This window comes from Desulfoluna butyratoxydans (genome assembly GCF_900699765.1).
In the GTDB taxonomy this organism is placed as follows: Bacteria; Desulfobacterota; Desulfobacteria; order Desulfobacterales; family Desulfolunaceae; genus Desulfoluna; species Desulfoluna butyratoxydans.
In genome coordinates this window covers 13390-29815 of the sequence record NZ_CAADHO010000014.1, presented here as the reverse complement: position 1 = coordinate 29815, position 16426 = coordinate 13390, and the positions used below count along the sequence as shown (strand labels likewise).

Annotated in this window: 12 protein-coding genes; 3 read left to right on the top strand and 9 right to left on the bottom strand. The window is 57.8% G+C overall.

The annotated features are described in order from the left end of the window. Nucleotides 1-335 precede the first annotated feature (335 nt). The 3 genes from MSL71_RS24285 to MSL71_RS24275 form a co-directional block, all read right to left on the bottom strand. Nucleotides 336-1292, bottom strand: coding sequence for a tRNA dihydrouridine synthase (locus MSL71_RS24285; protein ID WP_180146415.1), 957 nt, complete (start codon nucleotides 1290-1292; stop codon nucleotides 336-338). 311 nt (nucleotides 1293-1603) lie between these two features. Beyond that, complete coding sequence (locus MSL71_RS24280) at nucleotides 1604-2467, bottom strand: rhomboid family intramembrane serine protease (RefSeq protein WP_180146411.1); 864 nt, start codon at nucleotides 2465-2467, stop codon at nucleotides 1604-1606. 275 nt (nucleotides 2468-2742) lie between these two features. Continuing rightward, nucleotides 2743-3060, bottom strand: a complete 318-nt coding sequence (locus tag MSL71_RS24275; RefSeq protein ID WP_180146408.1) for a DUF6951 family protein — start codon at nucleotides 3058-3060, stop codon at nucleotides 2743-2745. Between the two features lie 424 nt (nucleotides 3061-3484). Here MSL71_RS24275 and MSL71_RS24270 point away from each other — a divergent pair, with 424 nt between their 5' ends. Together MSL71_RS24270 and MSL71_RS24265 are read left to right on the top strand one after the other, a co-directional pair. Further along, nucleotides 3485-4825 (top strand): sodium-dependent transporter, encoded by a 1341-nt coding sequence (locus MSL71_RS24270; RefSeq protein ID WP_180146405.1) that lies wholly within the window; start codon nucleotides 3485-3487, stop codon nucleotides 4823-4825. A 78-nt stretch (nucleotides 4826-4903) separates the two neighbouring features. Next, nucleotides 4904-6406 (top strand): sodium:solute symporter family protein, encoded by a 1503-nt coding sequence (locus MSL71_RS24265; protein WP_180146401.1) that lies wholly within the window; start codon nucleotides 4904-4906, stop codon nucleotides 6404-6406. A 392-nt stretch (nucleotides 6407-6798) separates the two neighbouring features. Here the strand turns inward: MSL71_RS24265 and MSL71_RS24260 are convergent, their stop codons facing one another. Continuing rightward, nucleotides 6799-7986, bottom strand: a complete 1188-nt coding sequence (locus MSL71_RS24260) for a hypothetical protein (RefSeq protein ID WP_180146398.1) — start codon at nucleotides 7984-7986, stop codon at nucleotides 6799-6801. A gap of 856 nt (nucleotides 7987-8842) precedes the next feature. Between MSL71_RS24260 and MSL71_RS24255 the strand changes: the two genes are divergently transcribed. Then, the gene (locus MSL71_RS24255; RefSeq protein WP_180146395.1) at nucleotides 8843-10795 is read left to right on the top strand and encodes a M28 family peptidase; all 1953 of its coding nucleotides are present in this window, start codon (nucleotides 8843-8845) and stop codon (nucleotides 10793-10795) included. A 370-nt stretch (nucleotides 10796-11165) separates the two neighbouring features. Here the strand turns inward: MSL71_RS24255 and MSL71_RS24250 are convergent, their stop codons facing one another. The 5 genes from MSL71_RS24250 to nifK form a co-directional block, all read right to left on the bottom strand. Further along, nucleotides 11166-11912, bottom strand: a complete 747-nt coding sequence (locus MSL71_RS24250) for a flavodoxin family protein (RefSeq protein ID WP_180146392.1) — start codon at nucleotides 11910-11912, stop codon at nucleotides 11166-11168. A gap of 173 nt (nucleotides 11913-12085) precedes the next feature. Then, on the bottom strand, nucleotides 12086-12538 hold the full coding sequence (locus MSL71_RS24245) for a GNAT family N-acetyltransferase (RefSeq protein WP_180146389.1): 453 nt from the start codon (nucleotides 12536-12538) through the stop codon (nucleotides 12086-12088). Nucleotides 12539-12542: 4 nt separating this feature from the next. Further along, complete coding sequence (locus MSL71_RS24240) at nucleotides 12543-12863, bottom strand: (2Fe-2S) ferredoxin domain-containing protein (RefSeq protein ID WP_180146386.1); 321 nt, start codon at nucleotides 12861-12863, stop codon at nucleotides 12543-12545. 181 nt (nucleotides 12864-13044) lie between these two features. Then, complete coding sequence (nifB, locus tag MSL71_RS24235) at nucleotides 13045-14364, bottom strand: nitrogenase cofactor biosynthesis protein NifB (RefSeq protein ID WP_180146384.1); 1320 nt, start codon at nucleotides 14362-14364, stop codon at nucleotides 13045-13047. A 659-nt stretch (nucleotides 14365-15023) separates the two neighbouring features. Then, the gene (nifK, locus tag MSL71_RS24230; protein ID WP_180146381.1) at nucleotides 15024-16400 is read right to left on the bottom strand and encodes a nitrogenase molybdenum-iron protein subunit beta; all 1377 of its coding nucleotides are present in this window, start codon (nucleotides 16398-16400) and stop codon (nucleotides 15024-15026) included. Nucleotides 16401-16426 lie beyond the last annotated feature (26 nt).

Here is a 16426-nt window from a genome sequence, read left to right as displayed (position 1 = left end):
GGTAGCCTGAGAACCCGCCAACGGACGCGTACCAACCCACCATTCATCCTCTTCCCCGGCATCGTCTCCACAAGGCAGGCCGACCAGCTTCCGCAACAACCTTCGGCACGCCCACCCACGTTCGCAACCGGCATCACCGCAATTCTCATCGCCGATTGAACGTGTTATCCACCGGTATCATCGTCGGTTCTACCCATCACATCGCCGGAAGTCAATACAGATCACAAGGAACGGCAGGGAGGAAAAAGGCAAGGCAACGGGCTGCAGACCATCGCCATGGCGGAGGGAAACAGGCCCGGCATCCTGGGGACACCGGGCTCGAAGCGGGATAAAGGTCAGCCGGCCAGGGTGGGCCGCCCGGCAAAGATCTGCTCCACGGCCGCTTCATAGGCGGCAAGATCGGTGAGCCGGCGCAGGGGCTTGAAGAGGCGATCGCCATGTTCAAAGGCGTCCTTGAAATAGACCCAGAAGGCTTTCATGACGTTGGTCACATGCCCGGGACCGTCGAGCCGTTCCACCTGGCGGGCGTAGATGGCGTCATGGAATTGCTTGAGCAGGCTCAGTTTCGTCTCGTCATCAAACCGGTCGCCCTTGATCTCAGCCGGGAGAAAGGGGTTGGGGATCACCCAGCGCCCGATCATCCAGTCGGAGATGGTGGGAAATCGCTTTGACAGCGCCGTGAACCGGTCAAGGGACCACAGGTCTCCGTTGTAGATTACGCGATGCGTGATCCCGGGGAGCACGGACTCAAAGAAATCGAGGTCCGGATCGCCCTTGTACATCTGCACGCCGGTGCGGGGATGGACCGTGAGGTCTTCCAGGGGATACCGGTTGTAAATCTCAATGAGGGTGTGGAACTCGTCCCGGGTGTGACGCCCCAGCCGGGTCTTGACGGAGAGGCGCCCTTTCATGCCGCTCACCAAACGCTCCAGCAGGGCGTCCAGTTCATCGGGAAAACAGAGGATCCCCGAACCCTTTTTCTTTTTGGCCACCATTTTATAGGGGCACCCGAGGTTCAGGTTCACCACGGGATGGCCAAGGTCGTAGAGACGGTTGGCAAGCAGCACGATATCATCGGCCACACTGCCCATTACCTGGGGGATCACGGGCATCTTTGTGTTGAGTTCCGGCAAGACGTCGTTCCACTCCCGGTCCTTGGCGCGCCCTTCGGGAAGGGCAGAGATAAAGGGAGAAACGGCAACGTCGATGCCGGAAAAAATCTCGGCATACACGTCCCGGAAGAGCAGCTCGGTGTAGCCCTGCATGGGGGCCAGCCAAAGTCGATGTGTCATGATCTCACCATAAAAAAAGTGACCGTCGCTGCATGGAGCGCGGTCACGAGATATGTGTTGCCGATGCGGGCCAGGGCCCGCAGCCGGATATGGAATACATCTGTTTTTTTTGTAACTATTCAGCTCAAACAAGCCTCCGGCGGCCCTGCCGGGGGCCAAACGTTTAAAACGTTTGACAAACAGTTCTTAAGCAAGCCGTTCCAGGCTCCGCCGAAATAATGTCCACTTTTTCACATTAGAAACGTTTTTTGCGGAGCTTTTTTTCAAAAAAGCGACCCGCCGGAGGCAAGCTGAATAGTTACTGTTTTTTCCTACCTGATATGCACATGCATGGTGGTGGCCGCGGTAAAAATCCCCAACAGGATACTTACTGCGGTCACACTCCCGCACAGGAGGGCCAGGAACTTGTCTCTCTGGGACTCCCGCTTGCGCTCAAGGTAGCCAAGGGCCCAGGCCAGGCCCGCCCCTGCGATAATGCCGCCGCCGTGGGCCCAGTTGTTGATCCCCGGCACGATAAACCCGAAAAGGGCAAGGCTCACCACCCACCCGCTCACCTGGCGGTAGACGGCGTTGCCGTAGGCCCCTCCCCGGTTCTTGCCAAAGTAAAGAGCCGCCCCCACCAGGGCACAGACAGCCCCTGAAGCCCCGATGGTCAAATCCACCCCGGCCAGATACGACACCAGATAGCTCAGGGTCCCGCCCAGGGTAAAAATGATCACCAGACGATAGGTGCCGAACTCACGCATGACAAAGGGCGCAAGGTTCCGAAAGGCGAGCATGTTGAACACAATGTGCAAAATGCTGCCATGGAGCCAGTTGGCCGCCACAAGGGACCACCAGTACCCCAGTCCGTTGATGGGTGCCACCCCCGAGGCCCCCAGAAACAGCAGGGTTTCATTGGACGGAGAAAAAAAGCTCAAGGGGTTGCCCGTCAAGCCCACGCTCTCCCCCCTCAACACGCTGACCACAAGGGAGGCCACATACATCACGACATTGATCCCGATGATTACCTTAAAGATAAGGTCTGGATCGGACATGCCGCGGACCATGGCGTTGTTCTTGAGCCCCGAACCGGGCTTGCGGATTCCGCAGTAAGGACACGACGGCTCGTCGTTGCTGATCAGGCGCCTGCAATTCGGACAAAGCAGGGATGTTCGGGAAGGTTTTCTGGTCATGGGGCCTCATTGGATAAATGGATACGAAAGAGAACACGCCAACCGACGTGGAGGGACGGCTACGGAAGCTCAGGAACACAGCCACGGAAGATTTCCGTGGGCTTGTGCTTGCACGGCACCCATCATAAAAGATCCGCGCCGCAGCTTCAATAAAAACCGAAACGAGCCATGGCAAAGGACCGCAGGGACCGGAGCCCCGTTATGAACCGGTCAAAAAAAGCCGCCCGGAACACCGGATGCGCATCCGACACGCCTCCAGACGGCTTGGAAACAATTCACTTCCTGAAGGTAAGGACCGGATCCGCGGGTAGGGCCAGACCGACACTTACCTCAAGGGTCTTGAGGATGGCTGCGGGCACGGGACAGGAGACATGGGGAAGATGCGCCGTGCAGAGGGTAATCACCTTGGACTGCCCTTTGGCAAACAACTCGTTCATGATATCCAGGGGCTCGTCCCCCAGGGCCTCGGCCACCTTTTTCAGGTTCGGGCACCCCGTTTCAAGGGTACAGACTGCCTTGTATTTATCCGTCGGGTCGGCCGTGATCACCGTCTTGAACCCGCACACACCTGCAAACACTTCCATTTCCGTCATGTGACACCCTTTCTCACAAGGGGGGACGCCTCGAAAGGCTCCCCCGAAAACATAATACGCCAAACAATAGCAAGCCCGTGGCACCCCCATGGCCGCCCCTTGTCATGGGGACAGGCCGCCGGGTCCCATATCAAGCGCCAAGAGTATAGGACGATTCACAATCAAACACAAATCAGAAAAAATCGAGCAACCCAACCCCGCGCAGCCCCCTTACTTCCCCCGCTTACACAGCCCCCCTCATTGACACGCGGAAGAGCGTTACTGTATAAACGTCCTTTGCCCATGCCACGCCTTACCGGGTTCGATGGTAAAAGCAATCTGTGCCACCGCACATATGGGGCCGGGGTACCCGATGTTTTTTAGGTATCCGGCCTCTTTTTTTGGGCCTTTTCGCCCGCAATGTAGATTTGGAGAATGCGAAGGTATGCAACAGAAAGGAAAGAGGGACCAGTTCGGAAGCCGACTGGGATTTATTCTGGCGTCCGCAGGGTCCGCCGTAGGGCTTGGAAACATCTGGCGATTCCCCTATGTCACGGGTGAAAACGGAGGGGCTGCCTTTGTTTTTATCTATCTTCTGATGGTTTTTTCCTTAGGGTTTACCGTCATGCTGGCTGAATTCACCCTGGGGCGCAACACCCAGCGCAACAACGTGGGCGCCCTCATGCGCTTGGGGGGCAAGGCCTGGTCCATGGTGGGATGGCTGGGCATCATCGCCTCCATCATTATTCTTTCATTTTACGGCGTCATCGGCGGCTGGACCATCAAGTACGTTGTGTCTGTGTTCCAGGGACTGCCCACAGGAGCAGATGCTGCGGCCCAGGCAGGCCAGGCCTTTGAAGGGTTCATCACCCACTCCCCCTCCGTCATCTTCTACCAGGCCCTGTTCATGGGAGCCACCATCTGGGTGGTCTCCAAAGGGATCGGCCAGGGCATCGAGCGGTTCTGCAAGGTCCTCATGCCTGCCCTGTTTCTCATCATGGTGGTCCTTGTGGTGCGTTCCCTGACCCTGGACGGGGCCATGGCGGGCATCTCCTTCTACCTCAAGCCCGACTTTTCCAAAGTGACCGGCGGCATGTGCCTGGCGGCCATGGGACAGGCCTTCTTCTCCCTGAGCCTCGGCAACGGCGGCATGCTCACCTACGGGAGCTACCTGAAAAAAGAGGAGCCCCTCCCCTCCTCAGCCTTCCAGATCTGTATCCTGGACAGCCTGGTGGCCTTCCTCTCCGGCCTCATCATCTTTCCGGCGGTTTTTGCCTTCGGGTTTGAGCCTGCTTCTGGGGCGGGTCTCTCCTTTGTGACCCTTCCCGCGGTTTTTTCCCAGATGTTCGGCGGCGTTTTCTGGGCGGGGCTCTTTTTCCTCCTGCTCGTCATCGCCTCCCTCACCTCATCGGTGAACATGCTGGAGGTGGTCTGCGCCCACTTTATCGATGAAAAGGGATGGTCCCGAAACAAGGCGCCCTGGGCCATCGGCTTCGGCATCTTCCTGCTGGGCGTGCCGTCGGCCATTTCCCTTGCTGGGGGCCTTAAGGTGTGCGGAAAGAGTTTCCTGGACACCATGGACTTCATCGCCTCCAACCTCATGATGCCCCTGGGCGGATTGTTCATCGTTCTTTTCACCGGGTGGGTCATCGCGGACATTGCAAAGGACGAAGTCACCAACAAAGGCGATGTCTCCTTTGCCCTGCTGCCCGTATGGCAGGTGGCCTGCAAGGTGGTGGCCCCCCTTGCCGTGGGATACATTTTCTTCCAGGGACTCTCCTGGTAACAGCAAACGTCGGATCCCCCGGCCATGGAGCCGGGGGATAAACCGCGCAACGCGCCGGACACTCAACACGAGGGTATCATGAGCGACTACTCTATTTTCATCGGCCTTCTGGCCCTCTACATCGGCAGCCTCATCGGCATCGGCCTCTATTACAACAAAAAACAGAAAACCAGCGTGGACTTTTTTCTGGCGGGCCGGGAACTCAACGCTTTGTCCATCGGTTTTTCCGCTGCGGCCTCCTGGCTCACCGCAGGGGCCCTGCTGGCCGTCACCGGCTTTTTCATGCTCCTGGGCATGGGGTCTGTCTGGGGCTTTGTGGCCCCCAACATCATCGCCCTTGTGGTCATTGCCCTTTTGGTCAAAAAGCTGAAACGCCTGCCGGCCATTACCCAGCCCGAGCTCCTTGAGATGCGATACGGCGACTCCCTGAGGGGACCGGTGGCCATCATCATCACCATCGTCATGATCCTTTTTGCCGTCTCGGACATCAAAGGGTTCTCCCTGGTGCTGGAAATCTTCTACGGCCTGGATTCCCTCTACTCCGTGCTCATCGTGGGGGCTGCCGTGGCCCTTTATGTCAACTTAGGGGGCTTTTCCGCGGTGGTTTTCACCGACCGCATCCAGTTTACCCTTCTCTTTCTCTTTGTCATGGCCATGGCCGTCATGACCACGGGGGCTGCCACAGATGCAGACGCCGCCTTGAGTTTTTCCAAAATGGTCGGCGAGGTACCCGGAAGCTGGTACAACCCCTTCTCCGTGGGGCTTCCCATGGTCCTGATCTTCACCCTCTCCATCGTCCCCGGCTGGATCACCGAGCAGGATCCCTGGCAGAAGGTGTGGGCAGCAAAGGATGACAAAGCCGCACAAACCGGGATGATCATCGGGGCCGTGCTGGTCACCCTGGTCTTCGGCGGATGCGCCGTCATCGCCATTGCCCTCAACCGCCTCTACCCGGAAATCGCCGCTGCGGGCTTTCCCGCCGGCATGGCCAAGGCAGAGCCCGCCCTTCTCGTCTTCATCACAGAAAGCGGTTTCTCCAAATTCGGCCTGGCCCTGTGCGCCATCGGCCTTGCCACCGCCGCCATGTCCTGTGCCGACACCTTTGCCACCTCCGGTGCCTCGTGCATCTCCCGGGACATCTACCAGCGATACATCAACCCCGATGCGGATGAAAAAAGTATCATGAGCATCAACCGGCTCTCCGTTCTTTTCATCATTGGTGCGGCCACCCTCTGTTCTTACTTCATCCACAACATCATCGAGGCGATTCACATCGCCACGTTTATCGCCAGCGCCTCCTACTTCTTCCCCCTCATGGGCGGTCTCTTCTGGAAGCGGGCCACCCGCAAAGGCGCTGTGGCAGGCCTTGTCTGCGGTGCCACGGCCCAGATCGCCCTTGTGGCCATGGACCTGATAAAGACCCCGCCCATGGCCCCCGGGTACCTGGAATCCCTCTCGCCACTGCTCTCCGGCCACGGCGTCATCGCCGGGATGCTCATCAGCGGCATCGCCTTTGTGGCAGGCTCTTATATGGATAAGCCCGTGGACCAGAAACGACTCGATCTCTTTTTTACGTCATAAAATTTGTAACTATTCAGCTCAAATTTGCCTCCGGCGGCCCTGCCGGGGGCCAAACTTTTGAAAAGTTTGACAAACAGGTATTAAGATAGACATTCCAGACTCCGCCGAAATACATTCGTCATTTCTTCACCCGCCCTTTGTTTTGATCGCCCTTCGGGGCGATCAAAACAAAGGGCGGGTGAATTGGGAAAGTTTTTTGCGGAGCTTTTTTTCAAAAAAGCGACCCGCCGGAGGCAAGCTGAATAGTTACTAAAATTTTGCAGAAACGATTCTGCTCATGCCCCCGACGACCTGTCGGGGGCTATACATTTCGTATTCTGCTAAAAAAAAGGGGCGCCCTTGCAAAAGAGCGTCCCTCAACCACGCACCAACACTCATGACGGCACAGCCACCTATCCGCCCAGAAGGTCACCGAGCCCATCAAGGTCTATGGGAATGCCATTGACCAGAAGCGTACCCTCCACACCCACCGGCGCGATGGCTCCCTCGCCCAGGCTGAAGAAAAACGTAAAATCCTCAAACGCCAGGGTGGTCCCGTCAAGCTGTCCCCCGCTGATCACCAGGGGGTCTCCTTCTTCGGTGTTAAGGATCATCTTGATTTTCGGATCCATGGCCCCTATCTCCACGCAGACCAGCAGAGTCAGATTGCCGCTGACGGTCTCTTCCATGCCCTCCACAGGGGCAAACGCATCAAAGGCAAACCCCAGGAGAAGCCCCGGCGGTGTCGTGCTAATGCCGTCAAAGGTGATGGTAATCCCCTCGCCCTCATAGATCACACCGTCTTCCGGCAAACCGGGCAGCTCAAAATCGGGGGTCAGACCGTCAAGGAGATCCGGCAGCCCCGTCAGGGTGGTGCCGTTTACGGACGAGCCCAGGACCAGTGCGGCAAAAGCAACAGCTCCCTGTTGGGCAAGCAACTGCTCTTCAAACATGTCCAGATCAACGGGCGTCCCGTTCACAAGAAGGGTACCCTCCACCCCCACCGGCTCAAGGCTTCCCTGGCCCAGGCTGAAATAAAAGGCAAAATCCTCGAACCCCAGGGTCATTCCGTCAAGCTCTCCGCCGCTCACCACAAGGGGTGCGCCCTCTTCGGTGTTGAGAATCAGTTTCACCTTTGAGTCCGGAATCGCCATGTCCAGACAGAGAAGAAGCGTAAACCTGCCGCTGAGTGTCTCTTCCCCGCCCTCCACTGGTGTGAACTCGTCAAAAACAAACCCCAGGAACAGACCGGGCGGATCCGTGCTGAACCCTTCGATGGTCACGGTTATGCCGTCGCCTTCGTACACAACGCCATCCTCCGGCAATCCGGCCCCGGCCAGAATATCGGGAAGTTCAGCAGCCGAGGCGCCCGACACATCCTCGGGTCCAAGGGCGCGGAAAACCTCATTCGGTACGGCGGCCACCGACGAATCCACGGCTTTTGCGGCAAAATCGACCTGCCTGGTGGATACGTCCGCAGGCTCACCCCCCGAAGGGGTTGGGGTCACTTGGGTGCTTTCACTGTCCCCGGAATTGCAACCGACGGCAAGGCAAAGGCACATCGTGGTGACAAGGGCAAGATACAGTTTCGGTGTTCTCATGGTTTCCTCCGTTTGTGTGATATCGTCAATTTCGACATGAAAGACGCCAATGGCGTACAATTCTCATAAGCAAACATTGATCACACACGACATAGACAAATCATTTCACCTTGTAAACACCTAATTTAATGCTTCTTTTCTTCCAGAAATACTCACATATCCCATTTAACGGTTCCTGACATACCTCTTTTATCGCCCCCGCGAAAAATGCCTTCGCCGAAGCACAGGACCCTTTCACACAACGATTCCGCCATACCAGGCTCCATGGTCCCCATTTACGGACCACCTGCCGCTCCGATGCCCTGAATTGGGTGCACTCGACGTGCACACGTTCCAGGTCAGATGCCATGCATATCCATTGACAAACAAGTGACAATACATTAATATCATTACCCATACTTCACTACAATCCATGGTCCACCCATGCCCGTTTTCCTGCGTTCCTTTTCTTTGCGTAAGACAACCGAACAGAGATCATACCCCCTAACCCGGATATTTCATGAGAAAACGCAGATATTAAAGCAATAGACCATTATTACAAGTCGTTACCTCAAAAAGTTAGATATTTCAAAAATACAACATGTCATTCATCGTTTGCTGCTCGATTTTCTTACCCTTCGGGCGATCCGAGTGCACCCATCTTCTGCGTTATCAGAGCCTTTATAAAACCACGACTTCTACAGCTCTGAGGCCTTGAATATGGGTTCACTCGACTCGTGAAATATCCGGGCTAACTCTCATCGGAATACCGGATCATGTACCGCCCGTGCCCCCCCTTGCATACGGTTTTTCGACACCCCACGACGGGCAGCCAACCCCACGTATCGTATCCACCCCAACAAAAAGGAAGGACACCATGACATCACGCAACGTGAAAACGGCGTTTCGCTGCATCTGTTTTTCCCTGGGCCTCGCCCTGCTCATCACCACATACGGCGACGCTGCCGCATCGGCTCCCCCCATAACGGCATCACGGGGCACCCTGCCCGATGCCGTGGAACTCCACTGGCAACCCGTCAGCTGGGCAACGGGGTACCACATCCTTCGCTCCGGCAACTTCAACGGGCCCTATTTTCCCGTGGGATGGGCGGACGACGGAAACGAGACATATCGAGACGAAAAAGCGGAAGGCGGGGTGTACTACTGGTACAAGGTCAAACCCCAATTCGGCATCATTGCCGGACGGTCCACCCCGAGGGCACAAGGCTGGATCACCCCCAGGGAGCCCGGTGGCATGGTGGATACCACGGAAAGGATTCCGGGGCTTCTCAAGCAGGTCCCCCATTTTCACAACGTCAGGAACCTGGCGAGAAAAAGGGAAAAGTCGCTTCCGGTACCGACGCTGACAGACGGGTTCATCCCCTCCAACGATCAGATATACGATTGGGTGGAGGGAATCTGCGCCACAGAACACCGCCGCATCGGCTCACCGGAATCCCGCATCGCCATTGCCACCCTGACCGGATGGCTGGAAGAGATCATCGGCCCCCAGGGCACCGTCCACGACGAGCCCTTTGCCCTGGAGGCCGTGTACACCGCAACGGACTGGGGCCTGGACATCGACAGGGGCGACGGCTTCAGGCCCTTTGACGCCTTTTACGCCGTGAACACGGGCATGACCCTGGACAACCCCAACGGCTCCATGGTCACAGGCACCATGGTGTGGGCCGGGGACGGCAGCCCCGAGTCCTTTGACAAACTTGGCAACATCCAGGGCAAGGTGGTGGTGGCCGAATGCGAGTTCTCCAACCTGCCCCTGGGGTTCATCGACATGCTCTACAACGGAGGCTACGCCAAATCTGACCCTGAGAACTGGATCAACCTGTTCACCTCCCTTCCCATGACCTTTACCCGCTCCAATTTTCCGGCGGAGTACCTGGACGAGGATCATTACGATGAGGCGGTGTACTGGCAGGCCTTCGACAGGGGCGCAGCCGGGCTGGTCCTTATCATGAAAAACCACCCCGGTGATCTCAATACGCACTGGGGGCCCTACGACGGCCGCATGCGACCCATGCCCTGCATGTGGGTAAGCAGCCACAAGGGAGAGGAGATCAAAGAAATCGCCGAATCCGGCGCCACGGCCAGGGTCCACATTACAGGGGAGGTCAAACCCGGAGAGGGCCACAACATCTACGCGGTGCTCCCGGCCACGGAGCCCGTGGACGGAACGCTCTCCGATGAGATCATCCTCATCAGCACCCACCATGACTCCTGCTTCAAAGGGGCCACCGAAGACGGCACGGGCGTGGCCATGGTCCTTGCCCAGGCCGCCTACTGGAGCCGGGTGGAAAAGCGGGAGAAAAACATCGTCTTCATCTTCACGGACGGACACCACTACCGGGGCCTGGGCGCCGAACTCTTTGCCCATGACCACCTGCACGACATCATGGAACACACCATCATCAACATCAACCTGGAGCATCTTGCCGCAAGTGGTGTAAAGGAAAACAAGGAAGGCAAACTCGTTGTCCAGGACCACGGGGCCCTGACCACCATCTTCATCAACGAAAACCCCACGGCCATTGCGGCCACGGCTCGCATGCTCGAAGCCGCGCAACCCGACCGCACCGTGGCCATCCACTCCACCCTTTTAGGCAACGTGCCGCCGGGGGAATCAGGCCACTTCCACGTGGTGGCGGGCATCGACTTCATCCACTGGATCGGCTACCCGGTCTACCTGCTCACCTCGGAAGACACCCTGGACAAGGTGGACCGAACCATCCTCAGCCCCCTGGCCCGTGCCGCCACCGAGCTCACAGCCACCTTCATGATGCTCCCGGACGGGTACTCGGACTACGCTGAGTAATGCAAGGTATGTCGTCACTATTCAGCTCAAAAATACAGCCTTCTATGGTTAAAGTGCATGGAAAAGCCTGCCTCCGGCGGCCAGGGGCTTTTTAGCCTAAGTGGCTTCGCCACCCCTGGACCCCAGGTTGCGAAAGCCCTCCCCCTTCGTTCCTCAGGGGAAGAACTTCCGCGAAGGTTTTCATGAAATTGAGCAAAACCTGTTTGTCAAACCCGGTTTTATAAATCAGGCTAAAAGTTTGGCCCCCGGCAGGGCCGCCGGAGGCATAAGCTGAATCGTTACAGTATGTCGTCACTATCCAAATCAAAAAAACCTCCGGCGACCCTGCCGGAGGTTTTTTGCATTATTCAGATCGCCTCGATCAGCCCTATCAGGCTGTCTGTTCGCGATGATGAAACAGGAATTTTTTCTGCTTTCGGCACTCACCCCAGAACATGTTGGAGCCCTGAAGCGCGGGCTCTTTGGGAATGGGCTGGGCCACGGCCGCGGCCATGGTCTCCTCGCTGATCTTGCCGTCCTTGACGAATTCCCTGCCAGCCTGCCTGATGGCCTCATGGATGGCGGGCACCTCTTTGGGGAGAAGCTCTTCCATGGCCAGGACATAGGAGTTGGGCCGCAGGAGCTCCCCTGCGTACTCGGCCTGGAAGTTCTTGCAGATTCGCTTGACGTGATCCACCAGCCCGTCGAAGTTGTCCATCTCCCAGAACCCGCAGACGCTCATGAGGAAAAGGCTCGGAATTTTTGAAATGCGGGACTTGTGGCGGTAATGACCGTCCACCATTTCAAACTCGGGCTCCACCAGGGGAATGATCCGGTCGGTGAAGGTCTTCATCTGAGCCGTCATCCCGTCCACATACAAAGGCGTTGCCAGAATGAGCACATCCGCTGCCGCCACCTGTTCCAGAATGGCCGGCATGTCGTCTTTATGGATGCACTCACCGGGGGTGCGAACCCAGCAGTTAAAGCACCCGTCGCAGTACCTGATCTTCTTGTCCACCACATTGAACCGTTCCACCTCTGCCCCTGCCTCTGCAGCCCCTTCCAGAAACAGGTTCAACATCAGATGGGTCATCCCTTTGTTCGTCGTCGGACTTCCGTTTACAGCCAGAATCTTCATGTGTGCTCTCTCCTTATCAAAGCAGTGGGATCAACGGCCTGTCATCCCGAGCAGAGCACCCGGCAAGGTACAATCAACGGAAAAGACAGGATTTGTGACTGTCAGGCTGCCACAAACCCCGCCAAATAGCAAAGGGATGTCCCTTAAAAAAACAGCACTACAGACAGAGCCATTCAGCTCTTTCGCCTGCACACCATACGGGTTTCAGCCCAGCCCATGCGTGAGTAAAAGGCCAGGGCATTTCGGTTGGTTTTGTCCGCAAGGAGCTGGAGCCTGGAAGCCCCGAGCCCACGAGCCCAGGTTTCCACAGCCGCAAGGAGCATCGCCCCAAAACCACGCCCCCTGTGGGCCTCTTCAACCACCAGATCCTCCACCAGGGCGGAGAGCCCGCCTTCGGCCGTGGAGACCAGGCACTGGGCGCTGCACATGGCCACAACGCGGCCGAAGGCTTCCACGCACAGGATCACCGCGTCGTACCGGGACAGAAGCATGCGCAGGCCCCGTGCCTGTTTCTCCGGATCAATGGCAAAGTCCTCTTCCAGGGCGAACAGAACCGCAAGGAGGGACACCAGCCCCTGGATATCCTTCTCCCCTGCCCGCCGCAGGACGTAGCCGCCACCTGCCATCGCCTCAGGCCTCAACGGCCGTCAGGAGATACGCTTCGGCTGCGGTGCCGTCTTCAATGGCGTCCAGAACCGCGTCCACGGCCTCTTCGGAGTCAATGCCCCCGTACCAGTGATTTTCCGGGTACACCACCACCACAGGGCCCCGCTCGCACTGCTTGAGGCACCCGGTGCTGGAGAGCAGGACATCGCTCATGCCCCGATCCAGGATCTCCTCTTCAAAGTACTGGAGAAGGGACACCGATCCTTTTTTGTGACAGATCCCCTGGGGCTCCCCGGAGACACGATAACTTGCGCATACAAAAATATGATGTTTCGGACATTCCATGATCTGCTCCTTATGTCTTAAGATCGCTTTAGATTCGGTGTAACTATTCAGCTTATGCCTCCGGCGGCCCTGCCGGGGGGCTAAACGTTTAAAGCGTTTAATAAACAGGTTTTAAAACATCTTTTTTTAGTCTTCTATGGTGCGCACGCGCACCATAGAGCCACGCGTCAGGCTTCGTTATTTAACCGCACCCCATGCCCATGCCGGAGCACATTTCGCCCCGCCGCCTGGCTGGCCTTTTTGCCATGGGGGCAAGGCTTCGGCCCTCGAACACCGCCCCCAGGGCTTCGTCGATGAGCCCTTCGATGACGTGGACATCCACCCCGCTCTCTGCCATGGCTTTGCGGGGCGCCTCACCGATGCCGCTCACAAGAAGGGTCGAGCAGTCGGACAGGCGCTCTGCAAGGCCCCGCCACCTCTCGGCACCGGTGCCCGCTGCCGGTGTGGGCCGGGTCTCCAGGTGCACAAACTGGCTCTTTTTCTTGCCGAAAATCTTCAGTTCCATGGCTTCGCCAAGGTGCTGATTCACCAGCAGTCCCTCCATGGAGGCCACAGCCACAAAGGGCCGCTCACTGTGGGTGGTTCGGCAACTCTCTTGGGGGGACTCCCACACGGAATCGGGCACTTCGGGCATGTGTTCACACGCCTTGAGCTTGGCCATGAGGCCTGTATCCTGGGCATCTCCCAGGCACCCCACGGCGTCGGCACGACACCGGGCGCAATGGGTCATCTGACGGATATAGGCCCCGGCCTCTTTCCTCACAGCGGCAACGTCGGCGGCGGACGGCTCCTTGATAAGGGCAAAGGCCGACCCCTTGTTTTCATGGAAAGGCAGGCAGTTGAAAATATCCACGCCCAGGTCCGCCACTGTCCTGGCAATCTCCACGATGTGGTGATCGTTGATGCCGGGAATCATGATGGCGTTGACCTTCACCATGATCCCCGCTTTCTTCAGGGCCCTGATGGCGGCAAGCTGGCGTTCCATAAGAAGGGCGGCACCTGCCTGGGAGCCGACGACCCGCTTGCCGTCCCGTACCCAGGCATAGACCTCCGCCCCCACGGCCGGGTCCACGGCGTTGACTGTGACGGTGACGTGGCCGGTGTCGAGTTCAGCCAGTTCGTCGATGTAGGGTGCGATGGCCAGCCCGTTGGTGGCCAGACAGAGGATCACCTCGGGATAGGCCTGCCGGACCAGGCGCAGGGTCTCCATGGTCTGGGACGGGTTGGCAAAAGGATCCCCGGGACCGGCAATGCCCACCACCGAAATGTTCTTCTTGGCCTCGAACACATGCTCCAGGTACACCAGGGCCTGATAGGGCGAGAGCACCCCGCTGGTAACCCCCGGGCGGCTCTCGTTGACGCAGTCGAATTTCCGGTCGCAGAATCGACACTGGATGTTGCAGCGGGGGGCCACGGGCAGATGGACCCGCCCGAAGCGCTTGCGAGCATTGACGTTAAAACAGGGATGGTTGACGCTGTTGATATCCTTATCTGGTTTCATTGGCTCTCTCCTGAAAATAGCTGTAAAGATCCCGCCTGGAGCAAGATGATCCGCCGTGGGCACATGTGCGAATGACGAGCCGTTCACACATCGTTTAGTGTCACTATTCAGCTTATATCTCCGGTTGCCCAACGTTTTCCCGATGTCATGAAAGCAGACCTAACAACCAGACATTCTGCGTTTATCTTAAATAACACCTGGGCCTTGGTGATCGTTTGGTCACGACCTTCGAAAAAACCGGGAAACATCGACCGAAACGGAGCGCCGCACTTTTACCGAGCCGCACCGGAGTGCGGCGCTCCAGGGGCTTGAAAAGCGGATGTGATTTGCCCCGAGGAACGAGGGGCAAAACGCATTCGCAATCTGCTTTCAAGGTGGCACACCTTGCCGCCGGAGTTATTCCGGTTAAAGACGCCTCCGGCGGCCCTGCCGGGGGCCAAGCTTTTAAAAAGCTTGACAAACAGGTTTTTGCTCAATTTCACAAAAATCTTCGCGGAAGCTATTCCCCTGAGGAACGAAGGGGGAGGGCTTTCGCAACCTGGGGTCCAGGGGTGGCGAAGCCACTTAGGCCAAAAATCCCCTGGCCGCCGGAGGCACGCTTTTTGAGCCCACTTTAACCATAGAAGGCAGCGTTTTAAGAGCTGAATAGTTGGCTTTTTTTACATGACCAGCTCGAAGCTCTCCTCTGAGGAGTCGCGGTCCTTTCGGTCGAGGAGGGCGCTGAGTATCTGCTCCAAAAGCCTCAGGCCGCCCCGGTAGCCCACCGTGGGAAAATAGGAGTGGCCCACCCTGTCCAGGATGGGAAACCCGTGCCGCACAAAGGGGATGTCCTCGTCCCGTGCGATGTACTTGCCGTAGGTGTTGCCCATCAAAAGGTCCACGGGCTCGTTTTTGATCCACTGGTGCAGCTGGAACATGTCCCCGTGGGATTTGATGTTGACGGGCACGGGGGAGTCCCTGGTGAGGTCGGCGATGGTGGACTCAAACTCCTTGCCCGGGGTGCCGGTGACGATGTGCACGGGCACCATGTCCAGGGTCACCAGAAACTCGGTGAGGGCGATGAGCTGGTCCGGGTCTCCGAACAGGGCCACCTTTTTCCCGTAGAGGTACTGCTGCATATCCGTCATGACGTCCACGAGCTGGCCGCGCTCAAAGGTCAGGGAGTCCGGCACGGTGACCCCGGCGAATTTCCGCAGGGTGTCGATGTACCGGTCCGTGGCCACAAGCCCGATGGGCAGGGGCAGCACCCGGCACGGCACCTTGAACTTGGTGTCCAGGAACTTGGCGGCAAGGGAGGAGGCAAAGGAGCCCAGGGCCAGGGTCCCCATGCTGTCCCCTGTGGACTTGAGCTCCTCCACGGTGGTGCCCCCCTTGGGAAACATATGGTACCTGCCGGTCTGGGGGCCGTTGAGCACCCCGGAGGTATCGGGAAACAGAACGGTCTTTACCCCCATCTCCGTTGCCAGGCGCTTGACCTCGGCCATGTCCGACGGCTCCACAAAGCCCGGGATGATGTTCATCTGGTTTTTCTGCTCCCCGGTCTTTTCGGCAAAGCCGCTGACGATGCCCTTGCACATGTTGGAAAAGCCTGTCACATGGGAGCCCACGTAGCTGGGGGTCGGGGCGTAGATCACGTGCTTTCCCTCGGGTACCTTGCCGTCGTCGTAGGCTTTCTTGACGATCTGGGTCAAGTCGTCCCCTATGGTTTCCGACAGGCATGTGGTATGAACGGAGATGATGTCAGGCTCGTACACGGTAAAGATGTTGTCTATGGCCTGAAGCATGTTGGACTGACCGCCGAACACCGACGACCCTTCGGTAAAGGAGCTGGTGGCCGCCACCACCGGTTCCTTGTAATGCCGGGTCAGGGTACTTCGATGGTAAGCGCAACACCCCTGGGATCCGTGGCTGTGGGGCATACAGCCATGGATCCCCAGGGACGCGTACATGGCGCCGATGGGCTGACAGGTTTTGGCCGGGTTGATCATCAGGGCCTTTCTGTCCGTTATCTCTGTGGGTGTGTGTCTCAGTAGCATGATGTGTCCTTTTTTGTCTGGTTGCT